This window comes from Desmonostoc muscorum LEGE 12446, from assembly GCF_015207005.2.
GTDB lineage: Bacteria > Cyanobacteriota > Cyanobacteriia > Cyanobacteriales > Nostocaceae > Nostoc > Nostoc muscorum.
In genome coordinates this window covers 4,900,367-4,924,785 of record NZ_JADEXS020000001.1, presented here as the reverse complement: position 1 = coordinate 4,924,785, position 24,419 = coordinate 4,900,367, and the positions used below count along the sequence as shown (strand labels likewise).

Here is a 24,419-nt window from a genome sequence, read left to right as displayed (position 1 = left end):
AAACAAGGAGACAAAACATGGTAAATGAATTTTTGCGAAAGGCGAAGGATTTGCTGTTAGGGTCGAACAGCGATCGAGGTGAGCAAAACCCTGAATTCCGCGATCGTAACGTCCGCCCAGCCAGCGAAGATCCCTACGGCGACCCCGCAGACCCAGCATCTTACGGTGATGTCCGCCCAGCCAGCGAAGACCCCTACGGCGATCCCGCAGACCTAGCATCTTACGGTGATGTCCGCCCAGCTAGCGAAGACCCCTACGGCGATCCCGCAGATCCAGCATCTTACCGCAACATTCGCCCAGCCAGCGAAGACCCCTACGGTGATCCCGCAGACGATTATAAACGTTAGTAACATTTGATGCAGTAATAAACTCTGAAACTAATTTTGAAAAAAGGCAATGGCAATTGATGCTACTGCCTTTTTTTATTTGTCAAAAAATACTTATAGCGGTTCCCATTCAGATGCAGTACAACATCATATCGGAAGGTGTAGGGGCACGGCACTGCCGTGCCCTTACGATGTACCTCACGCTTGTGGAGAAATGCTATAATCCAGTATTTATGTAAAAAATACTACTATAAGTCTGCAATTTATTTCTGTAAAAAACCACTTAAAACATTGCAATATTGCCGCTAATTGCCGCTTATTACCGTTTAAATGTATACTTTTTTCATTGAGAGATTTATAGATCGCAGAGGTAAGCAACCATGAGTCAAACTCCTATAAATAAAAGTCTGGTTAAAAATGTATGCAAACATAAGGCTGGTGATAGCTGGAAAGAAGGCTGTTGTGGAGAAGATTTCTTAGCAAAGAATTATTTTGGAAATCTTGACGAGCAAGAGAATGACAGTACAACATCTGTTAAACAGGTTGCAGTAACCGACAAATTGAAAATAATCCATTAATCCAGTAGAAAATCAAGTAATTTATACTACTTAAAACATACTTTTCTACTCTTCCATAAGTAGGTTGGCATTAATATTTACTGTTAAGACAATACAGAGGGCAAAAAAGAAAACTATTATTAGCCCTTGATATTTGTTCCGCTACTTTAATTTTGCCTATCTACTTAATTAGCTTGATATCAAGTAGTAAATACTTTTCAGTCTTTAGGATTAAGATATTTTTTAATTAATTAGGCAAAAAGATAGAAGACTTAGTGCTAGAAAAACAAGCGTAAAAAATGAGTCTAAAAATTAGTAACTTAGGGCACTAAAATTCCGTTAATTTCACCATATTGCCTGCTAATGCACTTCTGGAATGCCGATATGGTCTGTAATACTATATTTAAGGCAGAAAAATGGCCTAGAAACCCAGAGGCTTGCTAGACCAAAACCTTTATTATCTAATCTCAGGTTATCATACTTCCTAAAGTATGATGCAGAGTTTCCTCTGGGTTTTGACTTGAAGTCTTGAAGAGGAAATCACAATGCTAAAAAATCAAGAACAGTCAGTTAATCCTAGTACTTCTATAGATTGTTGTGTGTCAACGCCTGTAACAATAAAGCCTACAGACGAATTACCACCTGATAGTGTAGTCAGCTTCATCATTGCTAGTGCCATTTTATTGCGAGCAGTGACTGGACTAATTCAGGTTTTGCTTCCTGCAATGCAGCAAAAAGCTGGTAAACATTAAAGCAACAAATCAATAGTCAAAGATTCTAAATTCTAGACTACTACCCCTGGCAAAAAGCTGGGGGTTTCTTAATCTCAATACACTTTAACCCAAAAATTTAAAACCATTTAGCGGCAATAAGCGGTAATCAACGGCAATTTGACATAAAGAACACTTTTTAGCTTTATCATAGAAGATTAGTCACTGTTTAAACTTACCCTGAATTATTGAATTTTTTGATAATGGATTAATTCTTATATAGCAAACCTAAATCATTCGCGAAAAACAAGATACCCTATTTCTCAAATCTGAATTTTTACAAATCAGATATGATTTTTATATAGCAACATAGTTGTACAAATATTAGCACCTTATAAGAGGTTATCAATGGCAGCAATTGAAGTTAATCAGCAAGTGTTTAACGAACTTAAACAGGCCTATAGCGAAAAATTTGGAGGTTCTCTCAAGGATCTCATGTCAAAGCTTGATTTGCAATCTCCATACCCCCTTGCTGAACATGAGCATTTGATTTCAGAGAGAACAATACGTAACTTTTTCAACACCTTACCTACACCCAAGACGCAGGAGAAAAATCTGAACTACTTATGCACTGTTTTACTAAAAGAATGTACAAGTTATCAACAAGCAGTAAAAAAATTTGCTCCTGGAACTGCATCTAGATTTGTACAACAAAGCTGGTTAGATTCTTATCTAGAGCATCTAATCAAAGAATGTAACACTGTCAAAGTATTATCCATGAGAGAACCTATTTCTTTGGACGATATTTTTATCAAGGTAAATATTATTGAAAGTATCAAAGGACAACGAGCAAAAAGTATACAAGAATTAGAAGATAATAGTCTAGATTGTAACAGATTTGGTCAGATAGTCCACCAAAAAGGGGTTCCAGGTCTAGACGTAGTAAAAAAACACCAAAGGCTGATGATATGGGGGATGGCAGGAGCAGGTAAAACTACTTTTTTAAAGTATATAGCCATGCATGGTTTTACCGAACAGGAGGATACATCAGAAAAACCTTTGCCCTTTTTTATATCGCTGAAAAAATTTGCAGAATCTGAAAACAGACAAAGCTTATTTAATTGTATTCTTCAAGAGTTTGCTCAATGGATTCCCGAACAATTAAAACATATTCGGAGCGATGTAGACCAATTAATCATAGACTACTTGGACAAGGGTAAATGCTTGATTTTATTAGATGGCTTAGATGAAGTTTTAGCTAGAGATACTGATGATGTACATAAAAGTATCGAGGATTTCAATAAAAGGTATAGTAAAAATTATATGATTATTACTTGTCGTCATGCAGCTTGTGAATATAATTTTCAAAAATTCGTAGAAGTAGAGATAGCAGATTTTGACGATCAAGAAATAGAAGCTTTTATAAATAAATGGTTTAGCAAAAGCCCAAATCAGGATAAATTAGAAAATTTTTTGCGGAGGTTAAATGAAAATCCATCTATCAAACAATTAGCAAAAAATCCATTATTACTAACTCTGTTATGTTTGGTTGCTGGGGATGATTATGATTTACCTATAAATAGATATCAGCTATATCAAGACGCAGTAGAAGTACTATTAAAAAGGTGGGATACTAGTCGTAAAATACAACATGACACAACTTCGTCATACAAACTATCACGTCATCTAAAAATTAATATCTTAGGAGAAATAGCATATGATGCTTTTATCCAAAAACCACAAAAATACCTATGGCATAAGTTTGAGTTAGGAGCAAAAATTAGTAAATATATTGAAAATATTGATGGATTTGAACCTCATAAATTGCATGATGATAGCCAATTATTTTTGAAATCTCTTGAGATGCATCATGGTCTTATTGCTGAGCAAGCTCAAGGAATTTATGCTTTCTCGCATTTAACTTTTCAGGAGTATTTTACCGCTCAATATATATATGAAAGCCGTGTTCCTGGTCTTTTAAACCAGATTTTAAAACAACATTTAACAGATTCTCATTGGCGAGAAGTATTTGTAATTCTTGCTTGTCGATTTCCCAAGGCTGATGCTGACGATTTTATAAAATTAATTTTTTACTATGCAAATGAACTAGTTAAAAGTGATGAATTACAAAAAATGCTGAAATGGCTATATAAACTAACAACAAAGACATTAGAGCTTTCATCTAGTTCGTGGAGAGCTTTGTACTTAACGATAGATCTAGATACAGACTTATATATTAATAATGAAATAAATATAGACCGTAATACAGCCGAAAGCCTTTCTATCAAGCTGAGAGAGATTAACACAAAATACAACAAAATCATACATAGAAATTATAAAGACTTAGTTACAAAAAACTTGTCAGTTATCCATAATTTTGCTAGTGATAAGGCATCTAATAAAAGTTGGAAAATTTACGAATCTAGTAAGTTTATTCAAAACCGTTTAGAGGTTGATGAGAATTTTACCCTTGAGTCTAAATTACAGGAAACGATTAATATCGCCACAGAAAATAGTAATGTTAATTTAGCAGATGCCTTAAAATTTTTACAATCTCGTCAACCTTCCAATAGGAATTCAACCTCAGAATGGCAACAGTGGGCAGATGACTTACAAAATGTAATGCTTGAACAGCTAGATATTGGTTATGATGTGCAATTTTCAGAAGAGGATACCAAAGCTCTAGATAACTACCTTTATGTCAGTAATCTTTTGTTGGATTGCATTCAAGAAAGTCGCTACACTATTAAAGGTTTGCGAGAAGAACTGATTGATAATTTACTCTTGCCAAAAGAGCAGATTCCACCACATCTGTTCGGAGATGGAGTTAGCAATGTTCTTGCACAGGACTAATTTAACGTGAATTCGATGAAGTTATTAACAAAAAAGTATCGATCGCAGTCACATTCTTGTTATCAATATTTCGTGTGCCCGCTCAATATTTTTCCGCACAGATTGAGCTGAAGTATCCAAAGCTTCTCTTTCTTCATCGGTGAGATTTAATTCCAACACACTCTCAATTCCACCGCATCCTAACCGACAAGGAACACCAATCACAACATCTTCTAAACCATATTCACCTTGCAGATAAGCCGCCACTGGCAACAACCGCGATTGATTTAATAAAATCGATTCCACCATCACACTAGTAGCCGATGCAGGAGCAAAAAACGCGCCACCCGTCTGCATTAATTCCACAATTTCAGCACCACCGTTGCGAGTTCTTTCTACCAAACGTGCAATTGTGGCTGCATCCAGCAATTCAGTAATGGGAATGCCGTTAACAGTCGCATAACGAGACAAAGGCACCATTAAATCACCGTGGCTGCCCAATACCATTGCTTTGACATCGGCGGGTAAAACTCCCAATTCTAAGGCAATAAAGGTTTCAAAACGGGCAGAATCTAACACACCAGCCATACCCATAATCCGAGTGCGTGGTAAACCAGTAGCTTGCCAAGCTAAATAAGTCATCACATCCAAAGGATTGGTAACGACAATAAAAATGGCATTGGGAGAGTGAGCGATCGCATTCGTTGCCGCTTCGACTACAATCTTGGCATTAGTTTTCAGCAAATCATCCCGACTCATACCTGTTTTTCGGGGGATTCCTGCGGTAATCACCACAATTTGCGAACCAGATGTATCAGCATAATTATTTGTGCCAATAATCTGACGATTATGTAATTCAATTCCCCTAGCCTCAACCAAATCCAGTGCTAGACCTTGGGGCATTCCCGCGATAATATCTAGCAAAACCACATCTGCCAGGTTTTTCTCTGCAATGCGTTGGGCTAAAGTACTGCCAACCCTACCTGCACCAACAATGGTGACACGAGGTAAATTACACACAATTGGAGAGTTAGAAGAAAAAGACATAAATGAAAGTGGAATTTTTTTCAAAAATAATTCAGAATCCAGGAGACAGAATGAATGCTCAATTCTGACTCCTGAATTCTCAATTCTGAATTCTTATTTAAACTCTTCTAGTTGATCTACACGTAACCAAATATTTGGTGTTGGTACTTTCCCAAACTTAACAAGTGCATAATCACCTTTGAGGTCTACAATTTCGCCCTTAGAGTCAAATAAATAGGAAGGAAAGCGACTATCACTAGCTTTTGCTTCCAGACTGTTCTCCAGTTTCTCGCGGATAGCGCGAACCATATCGCCTTTTTTGACTGCCATGAATTCCCCTCTCAAATTTGTAACTTGCTTTATCTGCATTCTAAGAGAGTTAGAACTCACAAGTTGCAAGTTAGGTCTAAAAACTCTAAACCCCCGACTCCTAACTCCTAATACCGTTTAATTTTAAGGTTGATACAAATACCTTGGTAGGGGCGCACAGCTGTCATTGGTGTCAACTTAAGCTTAAACGCTTGTCCCACATACGCTTTACCCCCCTTAATCCCCCCTTGGAAAGGGGGGAAAAAGAAATAGTTCCCTCCCCTTTACAAGGGGAGGGTTAGGGTGGGGTAACGGGGTGATTAAGCGTAAGTGAATGAACTCAATATCAGGTCTTCACAAGGGTTTCACTTAAGTTGACACCAATGCACAGCTGTGCGCCCCTACGGTAAATCTATATGTATCAGAATTTTCGTGAAATGGTATAACCCCCACTCCCCACTCCCCATTCCCTACATCCTTTGACACTGAGGACAAAAGTGACTCGATCGCCCAGCAAGCCTAATCCGCATAATTGGTGTACCACAAACTCGACAGGGTTCTCCAGCGCGGTTATAAACCCAGGCTACCCCCCCATAGTTGCCATTGACACCCTTAACATTGAGAAAATTACTAAAAGTCGTACCACCAGCCTCAATGCTGGTTTCTAACACTTGAATTATCGCTGTTCGTAAATCCTCGATTTGCTTTAGCTGCAAATCGGTACACAACGTCTCAGGTAAAATTCCACTCTTAAATAGGGCTTCATCAGCGTAAATATTACCTAATCCCGCCACCACTGACTGATCCAGTAGCGCAGTCTTAATGGGACGGCGGCGCTTTTGGAGTTTACCTGCTAGATACTCAACGGTGAATTCAGGTGAAAATGGGTCTGCTGCCAACTTTGCCAAACCCGTTATGACACTTTCTACAGGAACACCAGGCGGAACCCACCACATTTGGCCGAAGGTACGCTGATCCACAAAGCGTAATTCTTGGCGATCGCCAAAAAATAATCTGACTCGCGTGTGCTTGTGTAATGGTTCATCTCCATGCACCCACAGTAGTTGACCGGTCATTCGCAGATGAACCCCTAGCCAACTGGTTGAGGAGTGGGAGTGTGGGGCAGATGAGGGAGATGAGGGGGTGAATTCAGCTAGCAGATATTTGCCGCGACGATGCCAAATGGCGATCGCATTGTTTTTAATTCCATCAATAAACTCACCAACAGAAAACGGGTAGGCGATGGTGCGATCGAGCAACACATCTCCACCCGTAATTTTTTGGTTGAGGGTCAATTGATTTAGACCCCTCCGGACTGTTTCAACTTCAGGCAGTTCAGGCATTCAAGCTGATTAAGCAAGCAAATTTTAGTATATTTGGGGACTAAGCAACTCAGAGATGACGTAGTGTGTAGACACCCGTAGGTGGCTAAAACCATACTACTGAGGAGAAACCGTAAATACCCGCAGGGCGGCTTCTCATAGATTAAGGTAGGCTAAGAGCAAGGATGAAAGAACTGAAAGTTTCATATTTCAGACTTCATACTTGAGACTTCCCTTCATCATCCCATTAAACAGTCCCCTTGTGGGTTTGCTGCTTATTTTTTAGCCTTAGCCTTTGGTGCTTCGACTTCTAATAGCTCGTCTGCGGCAAAGTTGTTGGTATTGATACCAGAGTAATTTACCTTTTCAAAACGGACAATTACTGGGTATTTGATGCCGCTTTGATCGACAGAAGCCACAGTTCCTACATCTTGAAACCAGTAGGATTCAGGGCGGAGAACACGTACTTTAGAGCCACGTTGAACCATGATTAATTTCCCTTTTAGTTATCAATTGCCAATTTAGAGGGCTAATTGATTTCACTCTACAACCTGAAGGTCGCAGCAAGAGGCTTTGTTAAGTTATTTGTCTGAATTGGGTGTAGGGTATGGGGCATGAGAAGCAGAGGGGCGGGGTGCGGGGGGCAGAGGGGAAAACTCTTCTCCCTTGCTCCCTGCTCCCTTGCTTCTTCCCCACTCCTCACCATATGCCAAATCTCAAAGAGTGCTAAACCCTTATTGACAAAGTTCTCGTTATCATGTACCTTCGTTCGCAAACAGTACTTTTGCATCACCTTATGTTTTACTCAATACGAATACACTTCCCTCGTTACCTCTACCGATTCGCAAATCGTTATCTATATAAGTAATATCTAACCAGCCTTGCTGTTGATTGTTGTTTATAGCAACATCAATCCCCGGAAATTTTCTACCTGCTTCAATTTGTTGGATAAAAGTTACCGGAGAATTGTATTCTATTAAACGTTGTAAGCCGATAATAGACCGCTCAAATTTTACTTGGACACGTTGGGATGAAACTGGCTCAAATTTGGCAGCTACGCTGACTAATCCTTCTAGATAAGGTAAGCCGTAAATCTCTGCTATGTTGTAAACGCTGGTAGTTTCTACCCGGATACACTGATAGATTTGACCTAGTTTGCACAAAGGTAGACGATCTAAGTTTAAAAGAGCCTTGCTAGTGGTGTATAGTAATCGCCAATTGCCATTTAGCAAGTCGTTAGCTTCCACCGGACGTGGTGTAGGATTAAAGCCTTCTAAGTTGGCGATCGCTGCTAAGATAGCCTGTTTCTGTACTTGGGTCGCCAATAGACCCCGATTTGTACCAGCGATGGCATCGATAAGAGCCGCTTTTCCAATCATTGTCTGTGACCTCAAAAATCACTCACTTTTCATCAGCATAAACAAGTTATTCATAACCTATGTGTAAAACCAAAAAAATTACTAATAACGACTTGACCTAGACCATCAGCGTATTAAATAAAAAATTTCTATCTGAATGCGGATTTCTCGACTCAAGGGTTGAAAGGATAACTAAATTAATCCGTGTCGAGTGATAGACTCTAATTGTCAACTTACGTAAACCTTTTCTTCTCTTCGTCGATATGTTGAACTCTCCATTACGTGAAGAACCCCGTAATCAACGAGCTGGTGTAATCCCCCTAAAGCAAGAATCCTCGCTCCTAGATTGGTTACAAACTAACGGTCGTATCATTGCGCGTGACGTTCACGAACCGGATTTTCAAGATGATGAGGAAGAAATAGACTCCCTAATGGGCGTAGAAGATGGAATTGTCGATTACGACCTTGATGATGACGACGATATAGGAATTGCTGAAGATTAGTCTTTTATCTTTAGAAACTTGGCGATCTGCCTAGTTTCTGGTATTTAGTTTTATAAGTGTGGAGTGAAGGGAAACTTCTGTGGACGCTAAATTATCTCCTGAGCAAGGATTAAACATTTCTGGAATCGCTCTAGCCTCTTTATTAGCCGTGGGGTTAGGCACAACTGCATTTTTCTTGGATTGGATGGCGAATCGGTCACCCTGGCAAGCGATGTCGCTAACCCTGCCACTATTATTGTGTGCCCTGGCTTCAGGTATCATGGGTTATCTAGTAATACCTGTACTACAAGCGCTCAAAACTGGACAAATAATCCGCGAAGATGGGCCCCAAGCTCATCTCAAAAAGGCAGGGACTCCCACAATGGGCGGCATATTTTTTGTACCTGTAGCTGTGATACTAGCCTGCGTATTGTCCAACTTCGCCACAGAGGTGCTTGCAGTTTCAGCGTTAACAATCAGCTACGGATTGATTGGCTGGCTCGACGATTGGCAAATTCTCCGCCGGAAGTCAAATAAAGGTATATCTCCCCGGATGAAACTGGCTTTACAGGTAGGTTTTGCCGTGGTGTTTTGTGTATGGCTGATGTTTAATCAACCTTCTAATATTACAAGTATAGCTTTGCCTTGGGTTAGCTTTACACTACCCTTAGGGTTCCTATTCTGGCCTCTGGCAGGTTTTGTGCTAGTTGCAGAAAGTAACGCTACTAATTTAACTGATGGTATTGATGGCTTGGCAGGCGGAACAGTAGCGATCGCACTTTTAGCCTTAGCTGCCCTAATCGCACCTACAGCACCGGGTTTGATGGTATTCTGTGCTGCTTTAAGTGGCGGTTGCTTAGGTTTCTTAGCCCATAACCGGAACCCAGCCCGCGTTTTCATGGGAGATACTGGTTCTCTGGCACTGGGAGGAGCTTTAGCTGCTGTGGCCTTGTTGACAAACACCTTAGTAGCACTGTTCATCCTTAGCGGTATCTTCTTCGTAGAAACTCTGTCTGTGATGGCACAGGTAAGTTACTACAAAGCCACTAAAGGCCCTGATGGCAAAGGCAAGCGCCTTTTCAAAATGGCACCCCTACACCACCACTTAGAACTCACAGGCTGGTCAGAATTGCAACTAGTTGGAGTGTTTTATATCATCGCTGCAATTTTAGCTGCTGTTTGTTTAGCGATCGCACCTTTCTAAAAATTGTTGAAAAACTGATTTAAGAAAAACCACCCTCGAAGCTTCGGGGGTTATTTTTTATTTATTTGAATAACAATCTACAATAGACTTGTTGCATAAATATGAATTTGTATCACGCAGAGGCGCAGAGGCAAGGCAGCGCGGTCTTGGGGGTTTCCCCATGAGCGACTGCCGCGCAGAGAAGAGAACGCAAAGAAGGACTTTTGCAAGAGGTCTAATCTTACCGAAGCACAGGTAAGAGAAGCTCTAAGTTTTTATGCAGTAAATAAAGAGCAGATTGACGGGGCGATCGCTTCTGAGCAATCCTTAGAAATTGCTAATGGTTAAACTTAAGCCGATGGCGTTAGATATTTTGAAATAGCTGAATTGCTGATGCGATCGCTCCATTCTAAAAATTGTTGAAAAACTAATTTAAAAAAACCCCTCGAAGCTTCGGGGGTTTTTTTTATTTGGAATCTGCATTACTCCACAGAACCCCAAAACCAGTTGCCTACAGCACCGGGTTCCTTTTCACTTAGAAATTCTCTCTTAGCAGAAACAAACTCTTCTTTAGAGAGGATGCCGTCTTGATCGATATCAAGCTTGGAGAAAACAAAAGCTGATTTTTCAGCATCTAAGTCAAACACACTGAAAAAGAGACGATGCTCTTGTTGTGATATCTGACCATCACCGTCTAAATCAACAATGTCAAACACAGTCTCTATTAAAGGGTCATTGTAATCTGGATTTGAAACGGCTTTCTCTATGCCCTGACAAAATTCTTCGGGACTTACCTTACCATCTCCATCCAAATCCGCTTTAGACCAAAAATTTTCCCAAACATCAAGCCACTTAAACAACAAATCTTTGTGAATCTCTGAACCAAGGTCTGCACCACGGATGTTGGCGAACCTCTGAGCAAAAATCTCAGCATCTTCTTTCCCAATGAAGCCTGAATTATCAGCATCCAGACAGTAAAAGTGATGCAGTAACTTTTTTCTATGATATTCGCTTAACAATGCTTTTCTCTTTTGCTTACCAAACGTACTTAACATTACCACAATAGTACGTAGTCGATAACCACAATCACAAATATGGATTGAACCCGGATTTCTCACAAACCCAGAAAAAAGAGTTAGAGGTTGTTTGAAAAGTATTTCGCTGTGATTTTAGGTACTTTGAAATCCCCCCTAACCCAATACAGTTCAGTTAAGCCCAAAACCCTCATGTAGAGACGCGATTCATCACGTCTGAAAGACTTAAAAAGGGGGGAACCGGAGTTAAAGTCCCCCAATTTATCGGGGGATTTAGGGGGATCTAGAACGTTTTGCTACCAAGAAGAGGACTTTTCAAACATCCTCTAAACTCTATTTCCGCATTTGACTTACTAGATGAGCCAGTTCAGGTAAAATCAGTTTTTCCATACCTAATCGCACGGCATTACTGGAACCAGGAAGCGAGAAGATTAGTTTATTTTGATAAATACCAGCTACAGCGCGAGAAGCGATCGCACGCGAACCAATTTCTTGATAACTTAAAAAACGAAATAACTCACCAAATCCCGGCAAGGTTTTCTCTAATAATTGCTCAATTGCATCATAGGTAGTATCTCTCGGTGCAATACCCGTACCACCATTGAAAATTACAGCATCCAAATTTGCACTTTTACCCAGATTTTCTATCTGCCCTTGAATCTGTGTTGGTTCATCTTTAATAATCGCATAGCCCCCTACAGCATAGTTGGCAGCAATGAGTAACTGCTGAATTAACTGACCACTTTTGTCTGTTTCGGGCGTGCGTGTATCGCTGACGGTAACCACGGCACAAGTTAGCGTAATTCCAGATGAGTCTGGGTGGGGTTGTTGCATCATGGGGAGGGGAGTGGGGAGATGAGGGGGATGAGGAGGATGAGGAGGATGAGGGGGATGAGGGAGTGAGGGATAAGAATTAATAACCAATGCCCAATGCCCCATGCCCCATGCCCTATGCCCTATTACTCATTTTTACTGAGTCCAAGACCGTTTTCATCGCCATATCGCTGCATGAAGCGCAGAAAGCGATCCCATTCTTCGGGAGATTTCATCAAGTAAACTGCTTCTAATGCTTCTGGTCTTCCGTTGACAAATTTAGCTTTAACTTCACGGGTGATGATTTCGCCTTCTTCGTCAATCAGGTACATCCCAGTGATGTCGTCGGTGCTGGCTTGGTCTAGAATCTTGGGATTTTCAAAAACAAATGTTGCCGTGCCAGTTTCACCACTGCGCCCTCGCGTCAAACGCACGTCTGGAACTACTTCTTCGTCAACACCTCTAGAAAACTGGATTTTCGCCATGATGAATGAATTTAAACTTTTGTGATCGTTAGTTTAATATTCTCTCATCAATTAGAACTCCACGGTCTAGAGGCGGCTGTGATTCATATTTTTATTAGTGTATGTACTTAATATGCTTCTTTTTCAACTACTAAAGTCACCGGACCATCGTTTTCGATTGTAACTTGCATCATTGCACCAAATTTACCAGTTTCCACGACCAAACCACTGGCTCTTAACTTGGTAACAAAACGATTATATAAATCTTCTGCTGATTGAGGAGCGGCTGAGCGATCAAAAGAAGGACGACGACCTTTGCGACAGTCACCATAAAGGGTAAACTGGCTTACTACCAACAACTCACCGCCAATTTCTTGTACGGATTTTTGCCAGCGTTCGTCCCCTTCTTCATCAGGAAACAGCCGCAATTCTAAGCACTTACGCACCATCCAGTCAAGTTCAGCATCAGTATCGCTACTGGCAATGCCTACAAGTAAGTTGAGTCCCCGCCCGATTTTACCGATGATTTCGCCATTAACGATAACTTGAGATGATTTAACTCGCTGGATGACAACACGCATAGGAAGTTAGGAGTTCAGGGGAGGAAATGCGATCGCTATTCTCTCATTTTCATCATTCAAAATCGATGCCAGAACCAATGAAGAGAGCAGGGGGAGCAGGGGGAGCAGGGGGATTAAACTAAGCCACCCACTTTCTTGTGGGGTTTCTACCTACCTTGAGATACAAGGATTTATTCGCGCCACTTGCGGGCGTTAGCGCAGCGGGACGTTCGCGGTAGCGTCTCGTAGAGAAGTCCGGTTTTGAACCTTTACTTTTTTCATAAAAAAGTATTCCCAGGCTGAACCTGGGAACAAGAACAAAATTTCAACTCCTAACTCTTGTACAGACGCGATTCATCGCGTCTCTCCTCCTAACTTTTATTTGCCAAACCCTTTACCGCGACTGGTAGAAGGTAAACAAATACAGTTTTCTATTTGAGTCGTTAAAGTTTCACGATCCAAATTTTGACCAATCAGCACTATTTGGTTTTTGGGTTGACCTTGCCAATCATCATCATCCAAGGTGAAGCGTTTACCACAGAGGTGGAAAATATGACGCTTCGGACTTTCATCAAACCACATAATCCCCTTTGCCCGGAAGATATTTGAGGGTAGCTGGTTGTCTAAGAAATACTGAAACTTTTTAATAGAAAAAGGCTTGTCACTCTGGAAAGATATGGAAGTAAAGCCATCATTTTCTAAATGGTCAGAGTGATGGTCATGGTGGTGTTCATGGTCATAATCGTGATGGTCATGACCGCATGTTGAGTGGTCATGATCGTGGTCATGGTCGTGATGGTGATGATCGTGATGATCGTGTTCATCCACCACTGTGTCAAAATATTTATCAGACTCAAACAGACCGACACTGAGAATTAAGGGAAGTGGCACTTGCGATCGCGAAGTACGGAGAATTCTCGCTCCTTCCTTAACTTCGTTAATTTTCCTCTCTAAATCAGTCAAAGTGGGTTCATCAACCAAATCGGCCTTGTTCAAGATAATCACATCTCCATAGGCAATCTGGCTGTATGCTGCTTGAGAATTGAATAAATCTAGACTGTAATTCGCCGCATCTACAACAGTGATAATTGAATCCAAGCGGGTTAAATCCCGCAATTCTGTGCCCAAAAATGTTAGGGCTACTGGTAGCGGATCTGCGAGTCCAGTTGTTTCTACTACTAAATAATCTAGATTTTCTTGGCGTTCTAAAACTTTGTAAACCGCATCGACTAAATCATTATTAATAGTGCAGCAAATGCAACCATTATTTAGTTCCACCATGTTCTCACCAGTGGAAACGATTAGCTCATTGTCGATACCAATTTCGCCAAACTCATTCACCAGAACAGCGGTCTTTAAACCCTGTTGATTGTTGAGGATATGATTAAGTAAAGTCGTTTTACCACTACCAAGGAAGCCCGTAATAATTGTTACTGGCATTCCTTGTTTAGGTGCATCCATTGCCTGAGATTCGGAAGTAGCTGCTGATTGCATAGCGCTGTTATCAAAAAAATCAAAAATAGTAATGTAGCGCAGATAGTCCAGAAAACACTAGCATAGGGATGCTGGACTGTCATCCCAGTTGCTTACTTTATTATTATCTCTCTATTTCAGCATTAGTTGATTATGACCCTAACCCTTTACAATACCCTCACCCGTCGTCAAGAACCGTTTGAAACAGTCGAACCAGGCAAGGTTAAGATGTATTACTGCGGCGTGACGGTATATGATTATTGCCATTTGGGTCATGCCAGAGCTTGCATCGTTTGGGACGTAGTACGTCGATACCTCCAGTTTATCGGCTATGAAGTACGTTATATTCAAAATTTTACTGACATTGATGACAAAATTCTCAATCGAGCCTGTGTTGAGCATTCATCAATGGAGGCTGTGGCCGATCGCTTTATCAAAGCATATTTTGAGGACATGGCACGGCTAGGAATCAAAGAAGCCGATGAATATCCCCGTGCAACTCACACGATGAATGGAATTTTGCGGTTAATTCACGATCTAGAGAACAAAGGCTTTGCTTACCCTGCTGACGGCGATGTGTATTATGCAGTGCGGCAGTTTTCCGAGTACGGCAAACTTTCGGGACGCAAGTTAGAAGATATGCAAGCCGGAGCTAGCGATCGCGTCAAGGTCGAAGATCCAGAATATCAGAAAAAGAAAGACCCTTTTGATTTTGCCCTGTGGAAAGCAGCAAAACCGGGAGAACCAGCTTGGGAATCACCTTGGGGTGCAGGGCGTCCGGGGTGGCATATAGAATGCTCGGCAATGGTACGCGATCGCTTGGGTGATACCATAGATATTCATGCTGGCGGTGCTGACTTAATTTTTCCCCACCACGAAAACGAAATTGCCCAATCCGAAGCTGTGACAGGAAAACCCCTAGCGCGTTACTGGTTGCATAACGGTATGGTGAAAGTGGATGGTGAAAAAATGTCCAAATCTTTGGGCAACTTTATCACCATTCGAGAATTGCTAGATCGAGGAGTTGACCCAATGGCGGTGCGCTTATTAGTGCTGACAGCTCAATATCGCACACCCATTGATTTTACCGACGAAGCGATCGCAGATAAAACAAACGCTTGGCATACTCTTAAAGACGGTTTACTCTTCGGTTACCAACACGGTAAACAATTAGCTTGGGAAGTAGAAAAGGGAGAAAATTCCCTAATCAAAAATCCAAAATTTAAAATCCAAAATTCATACATTGAGCGTTTCCAAGAACTTGTCAATGATGACTTTAATTTTCCTGGTGGGTTAACAGTGCTGTTTGAATTGGCCAAAGAACTGCACCGTGAAGGAAATATTCTTGTGCATCAAGGAAAAACCGAAACGCCACCAGATGAGTTACAACGCCAATGGCAAACACTCGTCACATTGGCTGGAGTATTGGGTTTAGAAGCCAAGCCAGAAGTAGAAACTTCGACAACACAAGGTTTAAGCGATGCGGAAATTGAGGTGAAAATTCAGCAAAGACAAGCAGCACGTCAAGCCAAGAATTTTGCCGAAAGCGATCGCATTCGTAACGAACTGCAAGCACAAGGTATTACGCTAATTGATAGCCGTGATGGCACACGTTGGCATCGGAATTAAGAGGGATTGGGGACTAGGGACTGGGAATTAGGGACTAGAGAAAAGTTTTCTCAATGCCCAGTACCCAATCCCCAATCCCCAATACCTAATCCCCATTCCCCATTCCCCTAAATTATGTGGTCTGAACTCAAAAAAGCGATCGCTAGTTTCGATATTCCTGCTGATTGGATTGGTATCAGAGCCGTCAAGGAAACTTCCACCAATCGTCTAGTCCGTGACGGCTTACCCCAAGTCAACGGCAAATCCTTCACCGTAGGAGCAATGCTGGAAGTTTTGGTCAATGGCTGTTTGGGTTATGCAGCCACTAACTCCCTAGAACTGCCCTCCCTACAAGCCGCTGCCCAAACAGCCTATAAACAGGCACTAGCAGCCAGTGAATGGTGGATACATCCCTTCCGTGAAAGTGAGCGCCCCAAAGTCGTTGGTGAATATAAATCTCCATTTATTGAACCATTGGACGCTTTAAGTCCCGGAGAAATCAACGATTTACTGGTTCGTATCTGCCAAACCCTGAAAGTTGACGACAAAATTGTGCAAACCATCGCCACCGCCAACACAACCGAGAAGGAGTCTTGGTTTATCAGCAGCAATGGCTCAGAAGTGTATCAAAAGTTTATATCCATAGGCACTCATTACGGAGCCACAGCCCAAGATGGGTCAATTGTACAGCAACGCAGCCATAACGGCTCCCAAGCAAACTGTTATCAAGGCGGACTAGAACTTTTAAAACAAGAAAATTTATGGCATTGGGTACGGCAAATTGGCGAACAAGCAATAGAACTCTTAACAGCAGAAGAATGCCCAACCACCCGTACCAATTTAGTCTTAGCCCCAGATCAAATGATGCTGCAAATCCATGAAAGTATCGGGCATCCCCTAGAAATTGACCGAATTTTGGGAGATGAACGGAACTATGCTGGGGGCAGCTTTGTTAACACAAGTGATTTTGGCAAACTAGTATATGGTTCGCCATTGATGAATATTACTTTTGATCCCACCGTACCTGGTGAATTTGCCAGCTATGGCTTTGATGATACGGGTGCTGTAGCAACACGGGAGTATCTAATCAAAGAAGGCGTACTCCAACGCGGTTTGGGCAGCCTGGAGAGTCAAGCTAGAGCAGGTGTACCTGGGGTAGCCTGTGCCCGTGCTTCCTCGTGGAATCGACCAGCGATCGATCGCATGGCTAACTTGAATTTAGAGCCTCTAAACGCTAGTTTTGAAGACATGATTGCTGGCATAGAACATGGCGTTTACATGGAATCTAATCGTTCTTGGTCAATCGATGATCGCCGCTATAAATTCCAATTTGGTTGCGAATACGCCAAATTAATTGAAAACGGTAAATTTACCAAAACCCTCCGCAATCCCAACTATCGCGCCACAACACCAGAGTTTTGGCATAGCTTAATTAAAGTAGGAAATGCCGACAACTGGCAAATGTACGGTACTCCGTATTGTGGCAAAGGAGAACCAAATCAAGCTATTTGGGTGGGACATGGTTCACCTGTTTGTGTATTTGCTAATGTCGAAGTTTTTGGTGGAGGAACTTGAAAAAGTGCTGAGTTAAGAGTTAAGAGTTATTCTCCCCATCTCCCCATCTCCCTATTCTCTATTAATAGTTAATATCCATGAAAATTGAGGAATTATCTGCATTAGAAGTCAGCTTTAATCAACTGATTGAAACTCTGCTGATCAAAAAAGCAGAAAACGAAGAGTTTACTGTGAAACTCAGCAGTGAACGCAGTCAATTTACTCGTTTAAATCGTGCCAAAGTCCGACAAACGGGTTACGTTGCTGATGGTTGGATTGAACTAACTTTGATGAAAGATCAGCGAAGTAGTTTTCGGCTATTTCCCTTTACTGGAAATTGGGATAGGGACTGGGAGTTAGCCTATATTGCTTTGCAGGAACTACGAGATGAACTGGTTTTATTACCCATCGATGCCTATCTAGTTTTGCCATCAGGAAATAATACCAGCCGAGAAATACATTCTGGAAATTTATTGCCAGAAGAGGCGGTAGTACCAAATCTACTAGAACTAGTTGCCGAATTAGATTTTACTGGTATATATGCTGGGGGAGTTGTAGTTAAAGCTTATGGTGATTCCAGCGGTCAAAAACACTGGTTTGCTACTGATACTTTTACCTTAGATTATTCTCTATTTATTACATCTGGACAAGCAGTTAAAGGTACATTTGCAGGTAGTGATTGGGATAAAACTGCATATATAGCCAAAATCAACGAAGCTAAAAAGCAACTAGAACTACTTTCTCGTCCAGCCAAAGAATTACCACGAGGACAGTACAAAACTTATTTTGCACCGGCTGCTGTTGCAGATTTATTAATGATGCTTTCTTGGGGATCTGTAAGCGAAGCTGATATCCAACAAGGAAATAGTGCTTTAGCTGCTTTATGGCGTCAAGAAAAACAACTGTCTCCAAAATTTAGTTTTAAAGAAAACTTTCAACGGGGATTAGTACCTCGATTTAATGAATTAGGAGAAATAGCAGCACTGGAGTTACCTGTAATCGAAAAAGGATACTTGGTAAATACTCTGGTGAATTCTCGTACTGCGAAAGAATATGGAAAAATTGCCAATGGTGCCAACGGTTCAGAGACATTACGTGCGCCGGAAGTCAGTCCCGGTAGTATAGTATTTGATCGGATTCTTCCAAGTTTAGATACAGGATTATATGTATCAAACTTGCATTACTTGAATTGGAGCGATCGCCAAACTGGTAGAATCACAGGTATGACGCGTTACGCTTGTTTTTGGGTAGAAAACGGAGAAATTATCGCCCCCATCGAAAACTTGCGTTTTGACGAAAGTCTCTATCGCTTTTGGGGAGAGAATCTCATAGATTTGACCACTTTTCAAGAATTTATTCCCGAAGTCGGAACATATGAAAGTCGTCAACTAGGAGGTAGTTTGGTTCCCGGTATGTTGGTCGAAGATTTTACCTACACCCTGTAAAAGGGACTGGGGATTGGGGGCTGGGGACTGGGGGAGATGAAGGAGATGAGGGAGATGAGGAAGATAAGGGAGATGAGGGAGATTATAAAAAACCTTCCCAATCCCCAATCCCCAATCCCCAATCCCCAATCCCCAATCCCTAAAGTTGCCATAGGCATTTGCTCTATAGAACCCATTTGACATCTTGTGAGGTTTTGAATTAAGGTACTCCTCAGCATCTAAAATCCAATACTAATGGCGTATTCCAGCAACCTCACTGATGCAGAATGGGAAATTTTTGAACCCTTATTGCAAGAGATATTACCGACTAAGAAGCAGACTCGACCGACCAACTGGCCAAAGCGAGATATCTTCAATGGAATTCTCTATCAACTAAAAAATGGATGCAATTGGCAAGACTTACCTAAAGACCTCCCCCCTTATTCCACTGTATATTGGCACTACAAACAGTGGCGAGCAGCCGGGGTATTTGAGGAACTGATGAGTGTCTTACATGGACAAGTGCGTGAACAGGTAAAAAAAAAACCGCACTGGACGACATTGATCATCATTGACTCCCAAGCAGTGAAAAATACCTGCAACGCCAGTGTGGAGTCGAAAGGTTTTTGCTTCTACAAAGCCACCAACGGTATTAAAAGGCATTTGGCTATTGACACCCTTGGGTTTCCCTTTTTTACGCTCTGTACTCGCGCCAATGTCTCGGATGATGCCGGATTAATTGAGATGTTTACTCTCAACATCGACTACTTCAAGTCAAAACCTATCGATATTCCCAAGATTACTATCCTGCTAGATCATGGGTATCACCCAGAATATTTGACTCAGGAGTTAGAGCGAATTTACCCAGAGATCATGACCAAAATTCAGTTTCAACTTTCTACGAAACCCTCAAAACAAGAGAAAGCGGCACAAGGAAAATCTGGATTTGTTCCGGCAATAGCTAGATGGGTGATCGAACGCTCCAATGCTTGGATGGAGCGCTGTAAAATTCTGGTTAAGAACTTTGAACGAACCCTGGTTAGTGCCACTGCCAAACTCAATATCTGCTTCATCAGGCTAATGATTAAGAGGCTTGCAGCACCTTCTTAGATGTCAAATGGGTTCTATATCTGCTAATAATAGAGAAGTAGGTTTTTTCAGGAATTGCGATGATTAGTCCGCAGCAGGTTGAGGCAATAATCAAGGCGGAACTGCCAGACGCCCAGGTTCAGGTGCAAGACTTGACTGGTGGCAATGACCACTATCAGGTGACAGTAGTTTCATCGCACTTTGCAGGTAAAGGACTAGTGCAACAGCACCAACTCATTTATGGTGCGTTGCAAGAAGCTATATCAAGTCAAGCGATTCACGCTTTGTCTCTAAAAACATATACTCCCGAAGCTTGGCAAGCAACATCAGCTTCGTAAATATAAGGTTAGGAGTAGAGACGCAATTAATCGCGTCTGTACAAGGCGATTAATCGCATCTGTACAGCAGTTAGGAGTGATACATTTTTTACTGTTTACTCCTAGTCCCTGATTGTTCAATACAACATAGGAAACATAAATACCATGACACCAGAACTCAAAGAGAAAATTGATAAATTGGTACAAGAGAACAAGATTTTAGTTTTCATTAAGGGAACCAAATTAATGCCCCAATGCGGTTTCTCCAACAATGTTGTGCAAATTCTGAATAGTTTGGGAGTTCCTTTCAAGGATATTAACGTTTTAGCAGACGATGAAATCCGTCAGGCAATTAAAGAGTACTCCAACTGGCAGACATTTCCCCAAGTGTATATCGATGGTGAATTCGTCGGCGGTTCAGACATTATGATTGAACTCTACCAACAAGGTGAATTGCAGCAAAAGGTAGAAGTAGCACTAGCTTCCTAAGGGCAGGGGGCAGGGGGCAGGGGGCAGGGGGAAAGACTGCTGTAACTGCTCCCCAGTCCCCAGTCCCCAGTCCCCAGTCCCCAGTCCCCACTGCCCAGTTCTAAAAACCAAAAATCCCCTCAGTCGCATTGGCAAGACCAATACAAGGCTGAGGGGATAAATTTTATCAATACAATATCTCCAAAATCTCACACCACTACAACCCGTTGACCAATACAAATAATATGCTATAATTATCTGCGTTGATTTACGGTTACTATCAATGACCAAGCAAATGGTATTAGTAGTAATCGGGCTGCGGCTGTGGTTGCGGCACTGCAAAATTTGATGCATCGTACAAGTAGCGGCTGGCTTCCTCTTCTAAGCGATGAATCAGAAAAGGTTCAATGGTGTTACCATGTCGCAGTGCGGCTAAATATCCATCCAAATACATCCGCATATCATCCATACGATAACCGCGATTCCATAACTCGACGAAGGCGTCAGTAAGTCTTTGGTAATAGCGGATGGTTTGTGTGTCTTGGAGCATAACTGCTGTATTAATGTCTTTGGAATGAGAATTGTAAATGATTCACGCTCAAATGTGAAGTGTAATTTCACTTTGGCATCAACTAAAAGTAAACATATATTCTTCGGGTAGCACTCTCCTAGTAGCTACAAACTACTTCAATCCTATTCCAGAAAACACCGATTATACTTATCTGCTAAGCTATCTTCATGATTTTGTCTGCCAGCAGGGGGATTTTATTAGTGCTATATTCATGGATGTAAGCGCTAATTTTTTCATGAAAAAGAAATTTTCCCTCAGGCTGGAAAGCTTTTTTGGTAAGGATTAATTGCTTGGGTTATGGTTTGCGGATATTATGACCATCTAAAAAGAGAATATTAAGCTACAGGAACTTTTGATAAGTCCAACAGCGCTTTTTATAAGTTTAACAAAAATTTAAGAATATTTCTAATCCCCTTTCGGAAAGGAAAAATTAAAGATATTGCCACCTTTTTTATGAGGAAATGTAAAGCTAATAGCAGTTGAAGTAACAAAGGCTACAAAACCTTAGACATGGGCTTGTTACTTTGAAAGTCATCAACGCTAAGGGGTCTTGCCACCGTGGGTTCGGTTTGTATAGAAATCATTGAAGGGAATCCCCATCTAAGGTCGTTGCTAGGTTGGCACTTGCAACAACTGGAATACCGGGTGCATCAAGCTGCCAGTATTTATCAAGCAAGGGAAGTATTTTTAAGCCATCAACCAACACTTGTGGTTTTGGATGCAGATCTTCCTGATGGTGACGGTATTGAATTTTGCCGTTGGTTGCATCGTCAGCAACAGCCTTTAATCCTAATGCTATCTGCCCGCAATAGTGAAGCTGATATTGTTGCAGGTTTAAAGGCGGGTGCAGATGATTACCTGAGCAAACCTTTTGGGATGCAAGAGTTTTTGGCACGGGTAGAGGCACTGATTCGCCGTAAGCGCACACCGACTGCACCAGCATATTTGGATTATGGCACTTTGCAAATTGATTTAGTTCAGCGCCGTGTCCGCTTCCAGGGAGAGTTTATCGACTTAACGCCCCAGGAATTCAGTTTACTATACGTTTTAGCACAAGCCGGGGGAGTACCTCTGAGTAGGTCGGAATTACTGCGTCGTGCTTGGCCTGACGCCATCGATAACCCTCGTACCATTGATACTCACGTTTTATCGCTACGGAAAAAGGTTGAACTCGATCCCCGACAACCTAGCTTAATTCAAACTATCCGCAATGTAGGATACCGTTTTAACATGGAAATTTTGAACACTAATATTCCACAGTCACAAACAAAGTTAACTAGAGAGAGATTTAGTAATCAACGTTCAACACTTAGTAGTAGTCAAGTGTGATCGGGACTGGGGACTGGGGACTGGGGACTGGGGACTGGGGACTGGGGACTGGGGACTGGGGACTGGGGATTGGGAAAATTTATACCGAATACTTAATACCCAATACCCAATATCCATCCAAAATTTAAAATTCAAAATCGTCTTGATCTTTTGCTTTAATCAAGGTTTCTCGTAATTCAACCCAGTTTATTTCAGAGACACTTTGATTTAGCGATAAATGACCTTGCTGTAGGTGTAATAATCGAGTACAAAACATCTGAGCTAGATCTAGTTGATGATTTACCATCAAAATCGTGGTTTGATGGGTTTGACTCAACTGGATTAAGACTTGTATTAGATGCAAAGCTGTACCAGCATCTAGGGTAGAGGTTGGCTCGTCTAATAATAAAATTTTAGGCTGGATGAGTAAGGCACGGGCGATCGCTACTAATTGTCGTTGTCCCGCAGAAAGTTGCACCTCTGTTCGCCCTAGCCATTCACTGGGAATGTGCAGTTGTTCTGTCCAGTAACTGACTGGTTCCTGAATTGCCTGTTTGGAAAAACCACGTAAAACCAAAGGATAAGCCAAAGCTTGCCCAACTGTCATCCCCAATAGCTTTGATTCTTGCAATACAAGTGTCACCATCTGCCGTAACTGGATGACGGGAATTTGGCGATACTCTTGATTTTCTAGATAGATTTTGCCGTTGGTGGGTTCAATGAGGCGGTTTATGAGGCGTAGTAACGAAGTTTTACCAGCGCCTACTGCGCCTACAATGGCAATGCGTTCGCCTTGGAACACCTCAAAGGAAATGTCCTGCAATATGGGATATCCCTGCTGATTTTCTGAAAGTTGGGTTTTCAGCTTTGTAAATAGATTAACTTGTTCTAGCCTGAGTGTGGCTTTCGCTGTATTCAAGGGGAGTGGGGAGTGGGGAGTGGGGAGATGAGGGAGATGAGGGAGTGAGGGAGATGAGGGAGATGAGGGAGATGAGGGAGATGAGGGAGAATAACTCTTAACTCAACAATCAACAGTCAGCACTCGCAATGCCCTATGCCCTATGCCCCATGCCCTATTCTATAGTTAAGGCTGTGGCGATCGCCCAACCATCGACCAACAGTAACAGCAATGTGAATCCTAGTAAAATCGCATACATCCAGGGTTGTGCTAAAGGACGAACATCTGTAGTGTCAATGTCCGTCTTTGCTTGGACAATTTGCACCAAACGGGCAAATCCAGCTACACGCATCGGCAGTAAATAAGCTTTCCCATCCTGGCTGAGGAAATAATAAACTATACCTCCTTGACCTGTGGTGCGGGGTTTTAACTCTTTAACTTCTGACCAAGGTAAAAACCAGCCTTTACGAAAAAAGCGGGGCACCCAACGGGGGTAAGTAACCTGAATTCCTTGTTCATCTACTATTACTTGTTCAGTCAAAACTGCATACAGGGCAACTAAGCCGATGCTAATCCCTATCCATAACAATGTTGGGGGTATGGATGCCCCTGTTACCTGGGATAAGAAGGGTAATGGAACTGTGAGTGCTACGTATAGACTCAGCAGCGTTATCCGAATTAAAGGAGAGAGGTGAAAAATAGAAGCTGAGATATTGGCTGAATTTGCTGTCAC

General features: G+C 41.8%; 26 protein-coding genes. 13 read left to right on the top strand and 13 right to left on the bottom strand.

Translation table 11 applies throughout. The features are described from left to right. Window positions 1–17 precede the first annotated feature (17 nt). The 4 genes from IQ276_RS20960 to IQ276_RS20945 all read left to right on the top strand — a co-directional run bounded on the left by IQ276_RS20960 (window position 18) and on the right by IQ276_RS20945 (window position 4,446). Window positions 18–347 carry a translation initiation factor gene (locus tag IQ276_RS20960; RefSeq protein ID WP_190884371.1) on the top strand — a complete coding sequence of 110 codons (330 nt, stop codon included), beginning with the start codon at window positions 18–20 and terminating at the stop codon, window positions 345–347. A gap of 359 nt (window positions 348–706) precedes the next feature. Continuing rightward, window positions 707–904 carry a hypothetical protein gene (locus tag IQ276_RS20955; RefSeq protein WP_193916982.1) on the top strand — a complete coding sequence of 66 codons (198 nt, stop codon included), beginning with the start codon at window positions 707–709 and terminating at the stop codon, window positions 902–904. Between the two features lie 524 nt (window positions 905–1,428). Continuing rightward, window positions 1,429–1,635, top strand: a complete 207-nt coding sequence (locus IQ276_RS20950; protein WP_190884369.1) for a hypothetical protein — start codon at window positions 1,429–1,431, stop codon at window positions 1,633–1,635. 366 nt (window positions 1,636–2,001) lie between these two features. Further along, window positions 2,002–4,446, top strand: coding sequence for an NACHT domain-containing protein (locus IQ276_RS20945; RefSeq protein WP_193916980.1), 2,445 nt, complete (start codon window positions 2,002–2,004; stop codon window positions 4,444–4,446). Between the two features lie 48 nt (window positions 4,447–4,494). On the opposite strand, the gene mdh is transcribed toward IQ276_RS20945, so the two are convergent. From mdh to IQ276_RS20920, 5 genes are all read right to left on the bottom strand, one after another. Further along, window positions 4,495–5,472 carry a malate dehydrogenase gene (gene mdh, locus IQ276_RS20940; protein ID WP_193916978.1) on the bottom strand — a complete coding sequence of 326 codons (978 nt, stop codon included), beginning with the start codon at window positions 5,470–5,472 and terminating at the stop codon, window positions 4,495–4,497. Window positions 5,473–5,565: 93 nt separating this feature from the next. Continuing rightward, window positions 5,566–5,781, bottom strand: coding sequence for an NAD(P)H-quinone oxidoreductase subunit O (locus IQ276_RS20935; protein WP_190884366.1), 216 nt, complete (start codon window positions 5,779–5,781; stop codon window positions 5,566–5,568). A gap of 449 nt (window positions 5,782–6,230) precedes the next feature. Continuing rightward, window positions 6,231–7,103, bottom strand: coding sequence for a DNA-formamidopyrimidine glycosylase (locus IQ276_RS20930; protein ID WP_190884365.1), 873 nt, complete (start codon window positions 7,101–7,103; stop codon window positions 6,231–6,233). Between the two features lie 254 nt (window positions 7,104–7,357). Continuing rightward, window positions 7,358–7,570, bottom strand: coding sequence for a photosystem I reaction center subunit IV (locus tag IQ276_RS20925; protein ID WP_073642877.1), 213 nt, complete (start codon window positions 7,568–7,570; stop codon window positions 7,358–7,360). 306 nt (window positions 7,571–7,876) lie between these two features. Then, on the bottom strand, window positions 7,877–8,461 hold the full coding sequence (locus IQ276_RS20920; RefSeq protein WP_190884363.1) for a PAP/fibrillin family protein: 585 nt from the start codon (window positions 8,459–8,461) through the stop codon (window positions 7,877–7,879). A gap of 242 nt (window positions 8,462–8,703) precedes the next feature. Here IQ276_RS20920 and IQ276_RS20915 point away from each other — a divergent pair, with 242 nt between their 5' ends. Continuing rightward, window positions 8,704–8,943 (top strand): DUF3134 domain-containing protein, encoded by a 240-nt coding sequence (locus IQ276_RS20915; RefSeq protein WP_193919920.1) that lies wholly within the window; start codon window positions 8,704–8,706, stop codon window positions 8,941–8,943. A 79-nt stretch (window positions 8,944–9,022) separates the two neighbouring features. Further along, window positions 9,023–10,126, top strand: coding sequence for a phospho-N-acetylmuramoyl-pentapeptide-transferase (mraY, locus tag IQ276_RS20910; protein ID WP_193919918.1), 1,104 nt, complete (start codon window positions 9,023–9,025; stop codon window positions 10,124–10,126). Between the two features lie 461 nt (window positions 10,127–10,587). On the opposite strand, the gene IQ276_RS20905 is transcribed toward mraY, so the two are convergent. From IQ276_RS20905 to IQ276_RS20885, 5 genes are all read right to left on the bottom strand, one after another. Continuing rightward, window positions 10,588–11,160 (bottom strand): EF-hand domain-containing protein, encoded by a 573-nt coding sequence (locus IQ276_RS20905; RefSeq protein ID WP_228043282.1) that lies wholly within the window; start codon window positions 11,158–11,160, stop codon window positions 10,588–10,590. 312 nt (window positions 11,161–11,472) lie between these two features. Then, a complete protein-coding gene (locus IQ276_RS20900) occupies window positions 11,473–11,976 on the bottom strand; it encodes a MogA/MoaB family molybdenum cofactor biosynthesis protein (RefSeq protein WP_193919922.1) in 504 nt (167 codons plus the stop codon). A gap of 122 nt (window positions 11,977–12,098) precedes the next feature. After that, on the bottom strand, window positions 12,099–12,437 hold the full coding sequence (psb28, locus tag IQ276_RS20895) for a photosystem II reaction center protein Psb28 (protein ID WP_193919916.1): 339 nt from the start codon (window positions 12,435–12,437) through the stop codon (window positions 12,099–12,101). A gap of 107 nt (window positions 12,438–12,544) precedes the next feature. Next, on the bottom strand, window positions 12,545–12,997 hold the full coding sequence (dtd, locus tag IQ276_RS20890) for a D-aminoacyl-tRNA deacylase (protein WP_193919914.1): 453 nt from the start codon (window positions 12,995–12,997) through the stop codon (window positions 12,545–12,547). 357 nt (window positions 12,998–13,354) lie between these two features. Continuing rightward, on the bottom strand, window positions 13,355–14,470 hold the full coding sequence (locus IQ276_RS20885) for a CobW family GTP-binding protein (protein ID WP_193919912.1): 1,116 nt from the start codon (window positions 14,468–14,470) through the stop codon (window positions 13,355–13,357). A 132-nt stretch (window positions 14,471–14,602) separates the two neighbouring features. Here IQ276_RS20885 and cysS point away from each other — a divergent pair, with 132 nt between their 5' ends. The 6 genes from cysS (at window position 14,603) to grxD (ending at window position 20,930) form a co-directional block, all read left to right on the top strand. Then, the gene (gene cysS / locus IQ276_RS20880) at window positions 14,603–16,078 is read left to right on the top strand and encodes a cysteine--tRNA ligase (protein WP_193919910.1); all 1,476 of its coding nucleotides are present in this window, start codon (window positions 14,603–14,605) and stop codon (window positions 16,076–16,078) included. 114 nt (window positions 16,079–16,192) lie between these two features. Then, window positions 16,193–17,632, top strand: a complete 1,440-nt coding sequence (locus IQ276_RS20875) for a TldD/PmbA family protein (protein ID WP_235115839.1) — start codon at window positions 16,193–16,195, stop codon at window positions 17,630–17,632. A 77-nt stretch (window positions 17,633–17,709) separates the two neighbouring features. Next, the gene (locus IQ276_RS20870; protein ID WP_193925137.1) at window positions 17,710–19,056 is read left to right on the top strand and encodes a TldD/PmbA family protein; all 1,347 of its coding nucleotides are present in this window, start codon (window positions 17,710–17,712) and stop codon (window positions 19,054–19,056) included. Between the two features lie 234 nt (window positions 19,057–19,290). After that, entirely contained in the window at window positions 19,291–20,145 is an 855-nt protein-coding gene (locus IQ276_RS20865; protein ID WP_235115308.1) for an IS5 family transposase, read from the top strand. 59 nt (window positions 20,146–20,204) lie between these two features. Further along, the gene (locus IQ276_RS20860) at window positions 20,205–20,462 is read left to right on the top strand and encodes a BolA family protein (RefSeq protein ID WP_190884820.1); all 258 of its coding nucleotides are present in this window, start codon (window positions 20,205–20,207) and stop codon (window positions 20,460–20,462) included. 144 nt (window positions 20,463–20,606) lie between these two features. Beyond that, complete coding sequence (gene grxD / locus IQ276_RS20855; protein WP_235115838.1) at window positions 20,607–20,930, top strand: Grx4 family monothiol glutaredoxin; 324 nt, start codon at window positions 20,607–20,609, stop codon at window positions 20,928–20,930. A gap of 280 nt (window positions 20,931–21,210) precedes the next feature. On the opposite strand, the gene IQ276_RS20850 is transcribed toward grxD, so the two are convergent. Next, window positions 21,211–21,459, bottom strand: coding sequence for a DUF6761 family protein (locus tag IQ276_RS20850; protein ID WP_073641169.1), 249 nt, complete (start codon window positions 21,457–21,459; stop codon window positions 21,211–21,213). A 579-nt stretch (window positions 21,460–22,038) separates the two neighbouring features. Here IQ276_RS20850 and IQ276_RS20845 point away from each other — a divergent pair. Further along, window positions 22,039–22,809, top strand: a complete 771-nt coding sequence (locus IQ276_RS20845) for a response regulator transcription factor (RefSeq protein WP_073641170.1) — start codon at window positions 22,039–22,041, stop codon at window positions 22,807–22,809. A 124-nt stretch (window positions 22,810–22,933) separates the two neighbouring features. On the opposite strand, the gene IQ276_RS20840 is transcribed toward IQ276_RS20845, so the two are convergent. Beyond that, entirely contained in the window at window positions 22,934–23,707 is a 774-nt protein-coding gene (locus IQ276_RS20840) for an ABC transporter ATP-binding protein (RefSeq protein ID WP_235115837.1), read from the bottom strand. A gap of 154 nt (window positions 23,708–23,861) precedes the next feature. Further along, a complete protein-coding gene (locus IQ276_RS20835; protein WP_193923754.1) occupies window positions 23,862–24,419 on the bottom strand; it encodes a hypothetical protein in 558 nt (185 codons plus the stop codon).